Source organism: Lederbergia wuyishanensis (assembly GCF_022900255.1).
Lineage (GTDB): Bacteria > Bacillota > Bacilli > Bacillales > Bacillaceae_C > Lederbergia > Lederbergia wuyishanensis.
The window spans coordinates 78,385-95,409 of the sequence record NZ_JALIRM010000011.1; the positions used below are offsets into that span (position 1 = coordinate 78,385).

The following is a 17,025-nucleotide window of genomic DNA, read 5'->3' on the forward strand; positions in this document are numbered from 1 at the left end:
CCCTTGCTAAACTTTTTCTACCTTTACCAATGAGTGTTCCAATTTTTAGCAACTTCAATGGATATTATTTCATCTATTTTATTATCTGCAAAATGATTTCTATATCGAAACTGCTATTTGTATCATTTGTTCTTTTTTTCGAACATCAAGAACTAGATTCATAAAAGTTAGATATTCACATGTATAAGTAAAGCGCATGTAAAATCTAATGTATATAACCTTTGGCGTTAAAATTTGCGCAAATAATTAATTCCTATCGTGTCCTATACAAAAGAAAAATACTCACAAACTTTGATAAATCAATTTTTGTGAGCATTTGCTTTTTGAAATTTAAACTTGATATGTTCAAATGAGTGTCAGTTTTTTATATATCCACCGACACCTTACTAACCGCCATCTTTTTCAACAAATTATTAATCGCGCTACAAAGCGCCTTAACAGAAGAGGTCATAATATCCGCATCAATCCCACTTCCCCAATAAACAGAACCGTCAGACGCCGTAATTCCTACATACGATACGGCATTCGATCTCGATCCAATTTCCTGGGCATGCTCTTTGTAGACTAAATCTGTATATTCGATACCGAGTCTCTTTTGAAGTGCGTTGCTGATTGAATCAAGTCTACCATTTCCTTCGCCTGTCAATTGTTCCATTTCGTCGTTAATTTTAACGGTAACGGTTGTTTCAAAATCATCCGAATGATTGTAACGGTAACGAATAAATTCGACTGGAGTAGAGACATTCACATATTCTTTCGTGAAAATACTATATATTTCATTTGGCAAAAGTTCTTTTTGCATTTGGTCTGATTCGTTTTTCACAACATACCCGAAGCTTTCGCGCATTTTTGGAGGTAGATCGAATCCATACTGCTGCTCGAGTACATAACCGATACCACCTTTACCCGACTGACTGTTTATACGGATGACGTCCCCTTCATATTCCCTTCCAATATCTTTTGGATCAATGAGTAAATATGGTACTGTCCATTTATCACATTCGTTTTCTTCACGCCATTTCATTCCTTTGGCGATTGCATCTTGATGTGAACCAGAGAACGCTGCAAATACAAGTTTCCCAGCATATGGCTGTCTCTCATTCACCTTCATTTTCGTCATGCGCTCATACACTTCAATGATATCAAGGATATTTTCAAAGTTAAGTTTAGGGTCTACTCCATGAGAATACATATTTAAAGCAAGTGTGACGATATCTACATTACCTGTTCTTTCCCCATTTCCAAACAGAGTTCCCTCAATTCTTTCTCCACCAGCAAGAAGCCCTAACTCAGCGTCCGCAACTCCACTTCCTCTATCATTATGCGGATGAAGTGACAGAATCACATTTTCCCTGTAGTTCATATGGTTGCTCATGTATTCAATTTGACTCGCATACACGTGTGGCATAGACATCGATACTGTTGCAGGTAAATTTATGATTACTTTATTATCAGGTGTTGGTTGCCAAACATCGAGAACTTGATTGCACACATCAAGTGCAAAATCAATTTCTGTACCTGTAAAACTCTCAGGGGAATATTGAAATTTGAAATTCCCTTCCGTTTCAGCAGCATATTTTTGCAGTAATTTTGCTCCAGATACAGCAATTTCGGCAATTTCTTCTTTCGACTTTCTGAACACTTGCTCACGTTGAGCTACCGAAGTTGAGTTATACAGGTGAACAACCGCGTTTTTTGCTCCCTTAAGTGATTCAAATGTCTTTTTAATAATATGTTCTCTGGATTGTGTCAATACTTGAATCGTTACATCATCAGGTATCAAGTTTTCTTCGATTAACGTACGCAAAAATGTATATTCAGTTTCGGAAGCAGCTGGAAAACCTACTTCAATTTCCTTAAATCCGATTTGAACAAGTAATTGAAAATATTCTAGCTTCTCTTCAAGATTCATCGGAACGACAAGCGCCTGATTTCCATCTCGAAGATCGACACTACACCATGTTGGTGCTTCTGTAATATATTCCTTCTGCGCCCAATTGAAACTCATCTCTGGGGGCATAAAATAACCTCTCGCATACTTATCCACGTTTTTCATATTGTTAACCGCCCTTTCGAATATTACTGATTATATGCATGTTCTAAATAAAAAAAGCCCTTCACCTCTATTTAAATATAGAGACGAAAGACTTTGTCAGCATTCGCGGTACCACTCTAATTCATACCAATTATGGTATGCACTCTGCCGGATATCGGTTTATAAACCAAATATCCCCTAATATAACGGTTAGGCTCCGTCCCCACTTACTTTTAATCTTTTCGGTGGGCTGCTTCAAGGCGAGTTCGGATCAATCCACGGCTGTTTCACACCACCCAACAGCTCTCTTTGCGCTTCAGCAAATCCTACTATTCCTCTTCTTCGCATTTAAATATTTTAAAAATTATATCAAATGAAAAGAAAGTAATCAAGATTTTTTCAAAAGTTTCTTTTAATTTGTAATATTATTACCTATAAAAAAGAGTTTCTTATTGTCTTAGCAGTAAAGCAAAATTTAGAATTTTTTCATCGGGACTTGGTATTTTACCATAGTGCCATCGTTAGGTGTACTTGTGATGATCAGTCCTTTTCCATAAAGTTTTATTAATCGCCGATTTGTGTTAGCCAATCCAACACCAGATTTAACTTGTCTTTTCTCACTAAGGATTTCTTCTAATTTTTCCTGTTCTATACCTACTCCATCGTCAATAATTGTTATTTGAGCATAGGAGTGACGCTTAGTAATGCAAATACAGATGGTACCGCCACTTGCGCGTTTAAGTACCCCGTGTCTCACAGCATTTTCAACAATAGTTTGTATGGAAAGTGGCGGGACTTCAATAGTAAGTAATTCATCTATAGTCCATTTTACTTGCAGCCTATCCCCAAAACGTTCTTGTTCAATATATAGATAAGAGCGGGTAAGATCAAGCTCGTCTTCCAAAGGAACAAGCATTTTCGTATTATTTAAATCGAAACTTCTTCTTAAATAATTTCCAAATTCATCTAGAAGCTTAACCATTCGTTCCGTATCAATTTCACTAAGTGAGGCAATGGTATTTAATGTATTAAATAAGAAGTGTGGTTGAATTTGTGCTTGGAGCCAGGCAGCTTCAAACTGTAGTTGCTCATGAACCGACCGTTTTAACTCGGTTAACGCTTTGACACGTGATTTCAATTCTAATGCATCCATCGGTTTAGCTACATAGTCGTTTGCACCTGAAAGAAATCCTGCATAAATATCTTCCGATTGATTTCGAGCAGTTAAAAGCAAAATAGGTAATTCAGATAAAGAAAATTGCTTACGAATCAATTGAGTTAATTCATAGCCTGACATATTTGGCATCATTACATCTGATATAATTAAATCCAAATTCCTTTCTTTAATCATAACTAATGCATCTTGCCCATTTGTGACTGTCATAACCTCATATTCAACAGCAAGCATATCACTCAGGATTTTTAAATTAATTGGATCATCATCGACAACTAATATCTTTGCTCGGTTTTCATCTATATTGGACACGGGTATATTCCATCCATTTCTTGCCTTTTCCTCACCAATATTTGGACTAATAGTAGCGGCTACTTCCATCACACTTTTTGTTCCTTCTGCAGATCCATCAGCTAATGGTAGTGTAAAAGAGAAAATAGATCCTTCCCCAAGAGCTGATTCTACAAAAATTTCGCCACCATGCAGTTCAACTAATTGTTTGCAAATACTAAGACCTAACCCCAGTCCACTCCCAATAGATGATATGCTAGAATCTTCTTGTTCGTATGGTTGAAAAATTTTCTCTTGGGTTTCCGCATTCATCCCAATACCAGAATCTTTAATATAGATAGTAGCCATTCCATTTTTATGGTCGGCATCTATTGTTACAAGCCCACTATTCGTATATTTAACTGCATTGTGAAGCAAATTAAATAAAATTTGAATTAAACGGTTTACATCTGCATCTACTTTAGGAAAGGAATCTGGAATATTCAAACCAAATTGTAGATCCTTCCCATCAGTCATAAAACGAAGCATATCAAGTACACTCGAAGTCACCGAATAAACATTTACCTGTTCCCTGTTTAGACGTATTTGCCTTTCCTTTAGACGTGTGAAATCCAGAAGGTCGTTGAGGGTATAAGTCATTCGTCGACCAACGCTAACCAATAATTCTAAGTTTTCCTTATTAGTATTTGTTAATGGTTCCGTTTCATCATCCAAGATCGTTTGCGCTATATTGATCATCCCATGAAGGGGATTACGTAATTCATGAGAGGTGTTCGCTAAAAATTCATCTTTTTTCTTATCCGCTTGTTCTAACATAGCAACGAGGTCTACCACTTGATTATTTTGTCGATAAAAACGCTTAAACCAAAACACAGCAAAACCTAGAAAAGCACATAAGTAATCAAATGGATAAAAAGGTATTTCAATTCCTAAAGCTACTTTAATGAGCCCCCATAAGATGCCTGAGGTCGTGCTTATAACGACGACCGCAATAAAAATGGATTCATCTTTATATTGAAAGTATTCTTTTAAAGCTAGTGGTACAACACCAATAAAGGATGCAAAATAAAGAATGAAAAACATCATATTAACTTGTATTAAAACATTCAAAGGAAGAATGATAATGAGCAGTGCACAGACTCCATACAAAATAGTAAACCAACGAAAGCGTTTGTATTCCTGTGAACTTCTTAATAAACTTTTCATGATCTGCACAAGAAAAAAAGCAGCGCCAAGGTAAATCAGTTCTCCAAATTTAAACGACCACTCATAATTAAAATGAAGCAAATCTATTGAAGCACTATTATAAGTAAGCATCTCATCTATAGCCGGGAAAAGAAAACCTACCGAAAAAAACAGCATGATTTTCTTCCGATAAATGAAAGTAAATATAAGTAGACTATAGAGACTATGTAGCACAAGGATAACAACCATACTTGTTAATAATCCATCTTCATAGGTTTTACTTTTTGCAATAGCCTTTGATGTACCAAATTTAATAGGATGACTTATCGCAATGCCCTTTGTAGTATCAAAATTAGAAACCTGTAACATAATATCGATTTCGTTGTTCTCTAATGAAAATGAAGCAACATAAGGGTTTCCTTTACCAATATGGTTATATTCATCTGCTGCTACTTTACCTGATTGATCTTTTAAATGACCATTTATGTATAGTGCCGAGGCTGTATTTGCAGATGGTATGCTTATGGAAAATAATTGTTCCAAATCTGTAGATTCATCAATGAGAACCTTTAAATAAAATGTTCCGAATCTATAGGATGGATTAACTCCCTCAGATATATTTATAATATTTTCTTCAATAGTAGAATGATCTTGATGGGGATTTTCCAATAGTATTTCAGGTAAAAAATTCCACTCCCCATTTAGTGTAACAGTTTGTTTATCATTTAGATCATACTCTCGTAGATCTAACAACCCGTGTTGAGCTACTGGCTGTTCAGAAGGAGTATGGTAAAAAAGCCATATCAAACGAAAGCTTGTTAAAGAGACCAAAATGGCTATCAATATCAAAATACTTTTTGTTTTATTTTTTTTTGGTTTTTTCAATCCTTATAAATTCCTTTCAAAATACTTCAAAGCTTAGATGTATTCCAAAAAACCATCCTTGTTTTTTAATTGTAGTTTTCAGACACCCATTGATCATACCAAATCCTTATGTCACCTATCGGTTTTAACCCAAATTCACCCCATAACATTTTAGTATAATTCGCATATTGCTCTTCAACTGACGGTCGATCACCTAAGGCATCATATAATTTCATTAGCATAAAATAACTATCATCTAAGTAGGGAAGAATCATCTGTAGACGATGATAAAGAATAATAGCTTCTTGATAGTCGCTCCTATAAATATAGTAATCACATACTTTTTTGACAATTTCGACCCAAATTCCCCTTAATCTTTCCCGCTCTTGTTCTGCCCAAAGATAATCATCTACCTCAAAATAATCTCCAATATAAAATTCTATTAACTTTTGGAATTTAGGAAGTGTATCGCTAGTAACAATGGATAATTTGCTAACTTCTTTTTCCCAAACGTCCACATCTAATAAAACATCATTAAAATCAAGTTTATAACTATTTTCCGAACTTAAAATACTTATATTAACATTGATTGATTGTAAGGTTTTACGAATATTATATATCGTTGTATAAAGTTGCGGAAAACCCTTTTCCCAATCAATTTCGGGCCAAAATAGATCTAAAATGACATCCTTGCGAATAGGTTGATTACGATGTTGAACAAAAAAAGCAAACAATTCCCTAGCTTTATATGTACGCCATTGAACATCAATCGTATGTATCTTATCACCATAAGAACAAAAACTTAAAGTTTGAAAACAGCGAACCATCATGGAATTTGACTGTGCAGTTTTTGACTTGGCTACACCTGGAAGACGTTGAATTGTTTGGAATAACCGATCGCGTTTAACTGGTTTAACAATATAATCCACGGCATTCAGTTCAAAAGCTTTTACCGCGTACATATTATATGCCGTAATGAAAACAAGTTTTATTTCAGGGATTTCATTTTGGATGAGTTCCGCCAGTTCCATTCCGTTTATTTCTGGCATTTCTATATCGAGAAAAACAAGTTCTGGCTGATCACGTTTTATTGCCTCTAGTGCTTTTCGAGGATCCCAATACTTCCCCAAAATAGTAAGATTTTCGATTTCTCCTAGTAGTTTCTCTAAGTAAGCAAGGGCCAATGGTTCATCGTCAATAAGTATTACTTTCACCGAAAACTCCCTCCTTTATTGCTACTTTAAATAGAAATGAAAAATTATGTAAGTCACACTAAGATGTAAAAAACACTTAAAATAAGTAGAACTTATCTCCTAATATACCACCAAATTATGGAACGAATAACAAAGAAACATCCGTCGAATATGTCTTATGCAGAATTCTGTTCAGATGTTGTAAGAAATTATTCAGTTGTCTCAATTAGCTCCGCAATTACTACAATCCTATCCAAACCGGATTTAGTACATGTAATCATGGTAATTTCCTTTTTTTCTTGATGATCATCTAGTATTTCCACATAAGATGGATCAATAACTTCTGTGTTGGTAACTTTGTATACGAATGTTTGCTTGTCTGTATGTAAAAATACTTTATCCCCAATTGAAACTTGTGGCAAACGACTGAAATGGCGCTCACCACGATAACCTCTATGCCCTGCGATTGTGAAATTTCCAACTCCTGGAGTCTGATCTTTCTTTAATTGCGTTAATGCCACTCGTAGATTTTCTTCAGTTGTCTCACCTAAGATTTTTTGTTTTAAATTAATTGATGGAATTTCTAATTCCATAACATCTTTTAGTTGATCTTCAGTAAAAGAAAGATTATCAATACTTGAAAGATCAACAGATTCACTATTACCTTCAGAAATAAGAAAGAGGGCTTCTTCCAAAGCCCTCAACTCTTTTCCTTGCTGCCATTCGTAATAAAGTGGAATGGAGATGAAAGTTAGTCCTGCTGTCAAAAATACAAGACCTACTATTAATTTTGCATTTTTCATGAGGACATCACCTTCTATCATTATTCTGCTTTTCTATTTCTTCGTAAAAGAAGCAATCCACCAATTGATAGGAATAGCAAACCTAATACCATCATATACAACAAGTTTTGTTCCCCTGTTTGTGGAAGCTTGTCAATATCTTGTGCTGGTTTTTCTGGGCGAACTTCTTTCCCAGGATCAACTGGTTGTTCAGGCTTTTCTGGTTGCACAGGTTTTTCTGGTTGCACAGGTTTTTCTGGTTGTTCCGGCATTATTGGAGTAGCTTTATTTGCAAACTCAATAACTAAGGTTTCTTCCTGACCTTTTTCAATCGTAAATGTGATTGGAGTTGGATCTAGTTCGTAATCAGATGGTGCTTGCGTTTCGACGAACTGGTAGTTGCCTGGAGTTAAATTTTCCACAACTAGTTTACCGGTTTTGTCGGTTGATAATCCTTTTTGTAGCGCATTACCATCTTCATCCTGAAGTTCGAATTCTGCACCTTCCAGAGTAATCTCTTTGTTGTTACTGTCGACTTTGATCAATTTAACTTCGCCTAGAATCAACTTGTTCGTAATATCAAACCCGGAAACAATTGATACATAGCCTTCGACAACATGTTCCTTCACTGAATAAGTGTATGCCTTTCCCTCTTCATCATACTTCTCTATATCAGTAAAGCTATATTTCCAATCATTACTAGCTGTCACTTCTTTCGTATCTATTACTTTATCATTCTGCAGGAGGTCAACTTTGATCATTTCTGGACGATCTTTGAAGTTATCATCTTCCCATGTCTTCGTTCCTTCTACTGAAGTTTTGCCGACACGCAAGTTGGTGATATCGTAGCCATTTACTATAGATTGATAACCTTCTACAGATTGCTCTGTTACACTGTATTCGTATGCTTTACCTTCTTCATCATACTTGTCTAAATCTGTAAATCCGTACTTCCAGTCAGTGTCGGCTTTCATTTCTTTCGTGTCAATAACTTTACCATTTTGCAGCAAGTCAACTTTAATCACATCTGGACGATCTTTGGAGTCATGGTCTTTCCATGTCTTTGTACCTTCTACCGATGTTTTTCCAACACGCAAGTTAGTAATGTCATAGCCATCTACTGTAGATTCATAGCCTTTAATAGCTTCCTCTTCAACAGTGTACTCATAAGCAACTCCATTTTCATCATAAGCTTCTAAATCAGAAAACTCATAAGTCCAATCGTCAACTGCAGTTACTTTCACAGTATCAATCACTTCTCTGTTTTGAAGCAAGTTTACTGTAATGGAGTCTGGGCGATCTTTGGAGTTATCATCTTTCCAACCCTTTGTGACGACAACAGATGTTTTATCAGATCTAGTGTTTGTAATGTCAAAGCCATCCACCTCTGATCTATAACCTGGAACACCTTGCTCTTTTACAGCATATTCGTATGCCTTACCTTCCGCATCATACTTAGCCAAGTCTGCAAAGCTATATTTCCAGTCAGAATCAGCTGTCACTTCTTGTGTATCAACCACAACACCATTTTGAAGAAGATTCACTTTGATCATTTCCGGGCGATCTTTTGAGTTATCGTCTTTCCATGTTTTTGTGCCTTCTACTGATGTTTTACCAACACGTAAGTTTGTGATGTCGAAACCCTCTATCGTCGTTTCATAACCTTTAATAGCTTCCTCTTCAACAGCGTACTCATAAGCAACTCCATTTTCATCATAAGCTTCTAAATCAGAAAACTCATAAGTCCAATCGTCAACTGCAGTTACTTTCACTGTATCAATCACTTCTCTATTTTGAAGCAAGTTTACTGTAATGGAGTCAGGGCGATCTTTGGAGTTATCATCTTTCCAACCCTTTGTGACAATAATAGATGTTTTATCAGATCTAGTGTTTGTAAAGTCAAAGCCATCCACCTCTGATTTATAACCTGGAACACCTTGCTCTTTTACAGCATATTCGTATGCCTTACCTTCCGCATCATACTTGTCCAACTCTTTGAAGCTGTATTTCCAATCGGAATCTGCAGTGACCTCTTGTATTTCCACCACTACACCGTTTTGCAGGAGGTTTACTTTGATCATTTCTGGACGATCTTTAGAATTATCATCTTTCCATGTCTTTATACCTTCTACAGATGTTTTACCAACTCGGACGTTTGTGATGTCGTAGTCTTTTACTGTTGAATGATAACCATCGACTGGTTGCTCTTGTACAGTGTATTTATAGGCTACTCCATTTTCGTCAAATTCATCTAAATCTGTAAAGCTATACTTCCAGTGATTCACTGCTGTTGTTTCCTTGGAGTCTATTACCTTTCCATTTTGCAGTAATTCTATCGTTATAGACTCTGGACGGTCCCCTTCAGTGTTATCATCTTTCCATGTCTTCGTTCCAGACACTAAGGTTTTTCCAACACGTAGGTTTGTGATGTCATAACCTTCTACTGTTGACTTATAACCTTCTACTAGCTCTTCTTTAATAGTGTATTCATATGCCACACCGTTTTCATCGTAGGCTTCAAGATCTGAAAATACATATTTCCAGTCCTCAGAAGCTTTTAATTCTGCACTGTCAATTTCTCTTTCATTTTGAAAAAGAATAACTGTGATAGAATCTGGACGGTCTTTAGATTCATCATCTAACCAACTTTTCGTTACTTCAACAAATGTCTTTTCAGAACGAGTATTCGTGATATCAAATCCATCAACTTCTGTTTTGTACCCTGGAACACCTTGTTCTTTTACAGTATATTCGTATACCTTACCTTCATAATCATATTTCTCTAAATCTGTGAAACTGTATTTCCAATTATCATTTACTGTTACTTCAACAGTATTAACTACTACTCCATTTCGAAGTAAGTTAACTTTGATAGACTCTGGGCGATTTGCTAAATTTCCATCTTTCCATGTCTTCTCACCAGAAATATCCATCAATTCAATATTGGTGATATTATTACCATCCACTTTCGAATTGTATCCACCCACTGGAACTTCTTTGATTGTATAGTTGATTTCTTTACCATTTTTATCATACTTCGGAAAGTCTTTAAATGTGTATTTCCAGTTATCACTAGCTGCTACTGCTTTTTCTGCAACAACCGTTTCACCATCTAACAATTGGACTTTGATAGATTCCGGACGATTTTTCCCATCTCCATCGATCCATTTTTTCTCTCCGGAAACATCGACAATCGCATGGTTATCAATGGTAATTTCTGTTGTATTACCTATCTCAATCTTGATATTGTTCAATTCTGTTGCAATTTTATATCCTTGAGGAGCCTTAACTTCTTTTACAGAATACTCACCATAAGGAACATTTGCTTCTGCAATACCTTGTTCATTTGTTGTTAATGTATAGACTTGAGTTGTTTCCAAATTAGTTAATTTGAAGGTTGCATTAGCTAAAGTCTCATCTGTTACAGCATCTTTCTTAACAATTTTCGCCGAGCCTGTTTGACGCTTGTTTACAATTTTTTTCGTTTTGACCCCTTCAGGCATCCCCTCATATTTAAGCTCAATCGTTAATGGTGTTTCGGCTAAATATCCTGCCGGTACGGTCTCTTCTAAAGTATAAGTACCATATTTAAGACCAGTCCATTGAAGTTTTCCTTTAATATCCGTAGTTCCTTCGCGAACGACAATTTCTTTATTACCAACTGTTGTTTTTAATACGAAAGCAACGCCTGACAACGGTTTGTTCGACCCGTCTTCAACTTTTTCAATGATTAACTCACCCGTGCCACCTTGAGTAGGACCACCACCTGAGCTGATTCTTACTTGGACTGATTCTTCTTTCGTAGTTGTCCCAACTATTTCATTATTTGACTTTACTTCAGCATTGTTTTTTATGTCAGTTGTTTTATTAGCTAGAATATAAGAAGAATACTTAACAACGTAGTTGTCCGATGTCTCCCCAAGAATTTTCAATTCAAATGTATTACCATTAACTGTTAATGTATAATCTTTATCTACAACTAAAACTGTATCAGACCCTGTTCTTGTAACTTTAATTGTATCTTCCAATAAAACTTGTAAACTCTCATCACCTAAGTTGTCTGTTACAACGATGTCTTTTAACTTAGATTTTGATTTATTTACATCGATTGTCCAATCAATTGTCCATTCATCTTTATTGTGCACACCTTTTTTACCTAAAAACTCCCCTTGATGAGGTAATGTAACATGTGCTTTTAAATTATGTTCTTCCCCTTCACGCGGAACAAACTGTGCTGTGTTTTCATATTTTTCATCACTATTGTAGATGCCGTCTTTATCGACAGTTTTAAACACTATACGATAGCTCTGATCAATTTCACCTAAATTAATCTTAATTTCATCGTTCTTAGTAGTTATTACGAGGTTTTCTGTTACATCGTCTCCTACTGCTATTCCGCCTTTTTCTCCTATAGTCGTTTTAAAGACTTGAACCGAACCTTCCACCAATGTTTGGTTATCAGCAATTTTATCAATGAATTTTGCATCTTCTAGACTTAGCTGGTTGTAGTTCACGTCAACGGTCCAAGTAATTTCTTTTGTTTCATTATCTACTTTACCGTTTTTGACACCATTATTTTTCGTTTGATTATTCGGATCTACCTTATCTTCGATCTTTAGTTCATATTCCTCTCCGTCACTTGTTTCGTAAGATAAATGTAAACCATTGGTAAAGTTGGGTTTCGTTTCTGCACCACCGAAATCATATGTAAACCGAGTTTGATATGTGATGGTATATGCTTTGGTAATATTGCCAAAGTTTATGACAAACCCTTCATCTTTTTCGGTAATATGTGAAGTTGATTCGGGACTGATTTTGATTGTACCTGGAACCAGTTTTTGACCAGATCCTGAAAAATCATCTGTTAATACGAAGTTGCGTAAATCTTGTTGATCTGCATTTACGGTAATAGTCCAGTCGATTGTTTTATCTTTATAGTTGATTTCACTGTGGCTTTTTTTACCGACTTGCTGGTAAACACCTTGGCTACTTTTTGCTATTTTCCCGTTTAATGAAACTATATTCGTTATTTGACCATCATGTGTAATATAGGCTCCATCTTTAACTTTTGTTTTGTACTTGAAAATAAAAGCTTTATTGGTATCTTCATTTAATGTGAACGTTACTTTGTTCCCATCAATATGGATGTTAAATAAATCGTTTGCTTCAGATTGCTCTTTTACCTTACCATTCTCAAAAGAATCTACTTTAAATATCTTGATGTCTACTACTTCAAATTTATTATTTAAGGTATCGTTACCAACCTTAAATGTAAATTCATCTGTAATCGTTTCTCCTGCTTTTAACTCTTTTTCAGTAAAATTCGCGTTTACTGTCCATTCAACGGAACGGTCACCTTTATTAAATGCACTAGATGTTTTTTCAAGTGATTTCGGGCGGGAAACGGAAACGGATGAACCACTTTCTTCATCTTTCTTGTTATCCGAAACCAACTTTGCTGTATTATAATACGTATTCTCGCCTTCTTTATCTTTTTCATCTTCTTTAATTTTCGTCCTAAATGTAAGTTTATATGCTTTATTTGTATTGCCCATTTCCAACTCTAGTTTTTCTATAGTTGATTTATTATTAAACTCAACTGTACCGTCTTTTTCTTTTAGTACATTCCCTTTTAAATCTACTTCTACTTCTTTCAATATAATTGATTCAACAATTAATTCTTGACCGGATAATATCGGATCTTGAATAATTGCATCTTCTAACGATTCCCTTGACGTGTTAACAATTACAGTCCATGCAATTTCGGCTGCATTAAATGATCCACCAACTGGTTGCCCAGATTTAGTAATCGCTTGTCCGTACTTTGGTTTGACATTTATGGGGATTTCTTTGATTACATTATCATTTACTTTAAATTCTAGAATGTCTTCTGTCGTTATGATTTTCTGTTCTATCAATTCAGTTTGAACATAGAAATGACCGTGAACATTTGGGACCTTTTCTATATTTTCATTAAAAGTAAATAGGACCTTGCCATCTACGGTTACTTTATATCCTCCAAAAACCGTATCGCCGTCTGTTAATACATCATTAATCTCATTATAAATTGCCAGTTGTTCAGGTAATTGTAATTCGAATGTATCACCTGCAATATATTGATGCGTGTTAGGTAATTCCCAATCAAATTCAATTCTTAACCCTTCTGCAGGATCAAGAATTTCCCCCTCTTGAATCGATGATCCATCAACCTTTTTTAAAACGAGCGATCCATCTATAATGATATTTTCTTCGATTGGTTTTGGATCACGTTTCACTTCAGTGTTTAACTCTTTTTTATCTGAGTTTGATTTAACCTCTTCTTTATAGTCTGTCTCTTCTGTTGCCCCTGTACCAACTTCTGCTTTCTCATTGTCTTTTTCATCGGCTTCTGCAATTTGTTTCGTCTCATCTACTTGTTGAGCTTCTTCCGATTCCGGTTTTGAATCTACTTGAAAAGAAACATGAATAACCTTTTCTTGATTATTTAAAGTAAAAGGAATCGAAACTGTTTCATTGTCACCAATAACATCCTCATTAAAATTTGCTTTAATTGCCAGCGTTCCATTGGCATTGGTATCCGCTTCCTCATTGAAAGCAATTGTCACAAGTCCATCATTATTAACATTGTAAGAACCTATGTCTGAATTCCCGGATGTATGTAACTTTCCGCTTTGTTCTTTTGAAATCATTTGCGATGGAAGTTTATAGGAAAATATATCCCCTTCACTTACTTCTAAATCAGCTAATGACCAATCAAAATTAATATTCACTGTTGTATAAACATTTGGAAGAAATTCTGGATTTTGATTAGAATCAATAACATTGCCTTTTTCGTCTGTTATAGTTACATTTTGAAATATACTTTTCTTTACATTCTCAGCTATTACTACAAGTGGCGCTGCTCCATTGAGAATTGTGTTAGAAACTAAAACAATAATAAAGGCAACCATACTTAATTTCTTTCTCATTAAAAACATTCCCTCCTTTTTATTCGTTTGAATATGTCACTTTACTCATTACTCTTATTCCAAATTGTAATTCTACCCATCATTTCTAAACATTTTCTGAAAGAAAATAAACATTACATAAACTATTGAAAGAAGAAAAAGGATTTAGGTATTAATAAAAAAAATACCTAAATCCTTTTCAATACAACAATGAAAACGATTAATTTTATTAGTGAGAATATATTGATGATAAACTTGCAATTAAAGTCAGATAGATACAATATTTTGAAAAGAAAATCTCCAACTAGGACTTTATTCCTATTTTGAATCTTTAATAGTAATACTATTAAAGATATTAATGATCGTCCTTTATTTTATCTTTCAGAAAATGTATAGATGTTTTTGCTATAAATAAAAAAAGATTGGATTATGGAGGATATCATGAAAAGGCACCAGTTAAATATTCGGATTTCAAAAGATTTAAAGGAACAATTTGTTTCCCTTTGTAAAGAAGTGGATCGAAAACCATCAGTACTGATGCGTAGTTGGATTGAGAAGTTTATAAGGGAGAACGAGAAATACAATTCTAAGTGATAAACAAAAAGATCATCTAAGTATTTATAAAAAAACAGCTAGAAAAAAAGCGATGAAAACGGGATAAAAGTTGGATGCAATGTAGATCATTCATAAAACTTAATCAAAAAACTTATTGGAGCTCATATTCTTCAAAAAATAATGTGAAGTTTTTTGACAAATGAACGATTCCGTTTATCAAGAAAATAAGCTATTAGGCACTTACACCCAATAGCTTATTAGATATTTTATTCTTTTATTTTCATAATAGCTTCATCTAGTGCTTCTATTACTTTATCACACCAAGCATCAAATTCCGGATCCTCTTTTTGCAACTCAGGATTTTTTAATATATGTTGTACAGTCTGCTTTATACCTTGATCCACTCTAGTTGTTGCTACAAAATCAGGAACAAGTCTTTTTAGCTTGGAATTATCAAAAACAACGGTATTTGCTTTGTCTCCTATAAGGCCGCCTTTAAAATCATAATTGCTGCAGGCGTCTAGAAATTCGGATGGAACGTGAACAGCTTTTAATTTTACACCTAAAGCGTCAGCAATGATTTCGTGTATCTGGTTCCAAGTTACCGATTCATCTGATGTAATGTGTACAGATTCCCCTATTGCATGTACATTACCCATCAAGCCGATAAAACCCTTTGCAAAATCACTGCTATGCGTCAAAGTCCATAATGAAGTACCATCACCATGAATAATGACCGGCCTATTTTCCAGCATCCGTTTTGCTACTTGCCAGCTGCCTTTACTTCCTTGTACACCGAGCGGAATGGACCGTTCACTGTATGTATGGCTTGGCCTTACGATTGTGATAGGAAAACCATTATCTCTGTATTGCTTCATTAAAAATTCTTCACTGGCAATTTTGTTTCTAGAATACTCCCAATATGGGTTTGATAGTGGAGTCCCTTCTGTAATTCGATAATCAGATAGCGGTTTTTGATAGGCAGATGCTGAGCTAATAAAAATAAATTGTTTCGTTTTCCCTTTAAAAAGTCGATAATCTCTTTCCACATGTGCCGGTACAAAGGCGATAAAATCTGCCACTACATCAAATTCGTGGTCCTCGATAAGCTTCGCAACCGTTTCTTCATCATGAATATCTGCTGTAATGACCTTAACCCCTTCAGGCAAGTCATCATTTCTCGTTCCTCTATTCAAAAGATAAAGTTCACAACCATTTTCCGCCAGTTGCTTTGTAATAGCCGTACTAATCGTACCTGTACCACCAATAAAGAGCGCTTTCATTTTATCCCTCCATTATATATGTAAGATTTATATTCTAATATAATCATACGATGTTTCCACATAGTTTACTACTGTTTCGATTGGCGAAGACATGAGCAACCACTATACTGGTAGTTCATTTAAATATGTACAATTTTATTGCCGGGGATAACGATCAAATCAACGAAGAAATAGTTTTTCGCTGAATATCTTCTGCCATTTCACACTTTTACTGTGATTTTGACCGATGCGCGGCTTACTCCTCCTTTTTGGTATGATACTGCAGCGATTCAACTCAATACGCTGCATAACTCCTGCTTTTTGGCATGATACCGCCACGATTCTACTCGATGCGCCGCTTATCTCCCGCTTTTTGGCATGATACTGCAGCGATTCAGACCGATACGCTGCATAACTCCTGCTTTTTGGCATGATACTGCCGCGATTCAACTCGATGCGCGGCATAACACCTGCTTTTTGTCATGGTACTGCCGCGATTCAGACCGATATGCGGCATAACTCCTCCTTTTTGGCGCGATACTGCCACGATTCAACTCGATCCTCGGCATATCTCCTGCATTTTTTCACAATTCTGCCGCGATTCAGACCGATGCGCAGCATTACTCCTCCTTTTTGGTATGATACTGCAGCGATTCAACTCAATACGCTGCATAACTCCTGCTTTTTGTCATGGTACTGCCGCGATTCTACTCGATCCACTGCATATCTCCTGCTTT

The 17,025-nt window shown here is 35.4% G+C and carries 7 protein-coding genes and 1 other annotated feature; of the genes, 1 reads left to right on the forward strand and 6 read right to left on the reverse strand.

Features of this window, described 5'->3' with window-relative positions:
* Positions 1-364: 364 nt before the first annotated feature.
* The 5 genes from MT489_RS15260 to MT489_RS15280 form a co-directional block, all read right to left on the reverse strand.
* Complete coding sequence (locus MT489_RS15260) at positions 365-2,056, reverse strand: 2-isopropylmalate synthase (RefSeq protein ID WP_244682422.1); 1,692 nt, start codon at positions 2,054-2,056, stop codon at positions 365-367.
* Between the two features lie 76 nt (positions 2,057-2,132).
* Positions 2,133-2,387, reverse strand: a binding site (T-box leader).
* A gap of 123 nt (positions 2,388-2,510) precedes the next feature.
* Complete coding sequence (locus tag MT489_RS15265; RefSeq protein WP_244682423.1) at positions 2,511-5,570, reverse strand: hybrid sensor histidine kinase/response regulator; 3,060 nt, start codon at positions 5,568-5,570, stop codon at positions 2,511-2,513.
* A gap of 65 nt (positions 5,571-5,635) precedes the next feature.
* The gene (locus MT489_RS15270; protein ID WP_244682424.1) at positions 5,636-6,763 is read right to left on the reverse strand and encodes a response regulator; all 1,128 of its coding nucleotides are present in this window, start codon (positions 6,761-6,763) and stop codon (positions 5,636-5,638) included.
* Between the two features lie 188 nt (positions 6,764-6,951).
* Entirely contained in the window at positions 6,952-7,545 is a 594-nt protein-coding gene (locus MT489_RS15275) for a class D sortase (RefSeq protein ID WP_244682425.1), read from the reverse strand.
* 20 nt (positions 7,546-7,565) lie between these two features.
* Complete coding sequence (locus MT489_RS15280; protein WP_244682426.1) at positions 7,566-14,492, reverse strand: Cna B-type domain-containing protein; 6,927 nt, start codon at positions 14,490-14,492, stop codon at positions 7,566-7,568.
* Positions 14,493-14,912: 420 nt separating this feature from the next.
* Between MT489_RS15280 and MT489_RS15285 the strand changes: the two genes are divergently transcribed.
* The gene (locus tag MT489_RS15285) at positions 14,913-15,065 is read left to right on the forward strand and encodes a hypothetical protein (protein WP_244682427.1); all 153 of its coding nucleotides are present in this window, start codon (positions 14,913-14,915) and stop codon (positions 15,063-15,065) included.
* Positions 15,066-15,292: 227 nt separating this feature from the next.
* Here the strand turns inward: MT489_RS15285 and MT489_RS15290 are convergent, their stop codons facing one another.
* Positions 15,293-16,309 (reverse strand): SDR family oxidoreductase, encoded by a 1,017-nt coding sequence (locus tag MT489_RS15290; RefSeq protein ID WP_244682428.1) that lies wholly within the window; start codon positions 16,307-16,309, stop codon positions 15,293-15,295.
* Positions 16,310-17,025: the final 716 nt, after the last annotated feature.

Excerpts from the sequence above, each read along its gene's own strand:
- MT489_RS15275 (WP_244682425.1), bottom strand. The coding sequence starts at position 7,545 with ATGAAAAATGCAAAATTAATAGTAGGTCTTGTATTTTTGACAGCAGGA.
- MT489_RS15290 (WP_244682428.1), bottom strand. The coding sequence starts at position 16,309 with ATGAAAGCGCTCTTTATTGGTGGTACAGGTACGATTAGTACGGCTATT.
- MT489_RS15260 (WP_244682422.1), bottom strand. The coding sequence starts at position 2,056 with ATGAAAAACGTGGATAAGTATGCGAGAGGTTATTTTATGCCCCCAGAG.
- MT489_RS15285 (WP_244682427.1), top strand. The coding sequence starts at position 14,913 with ATGAAAAGGCACCAGTTAAATATTCGGATTTCAAAAGATTTAAAGGAA.
- MT489_RS15280 (WP_244682426.1), bottom strand. The coding sequence starts at position 14,492 with ATGAGAAAGAAATTAAGTATGGTTGCCTTTATTATTGTTTTAGTTTCT.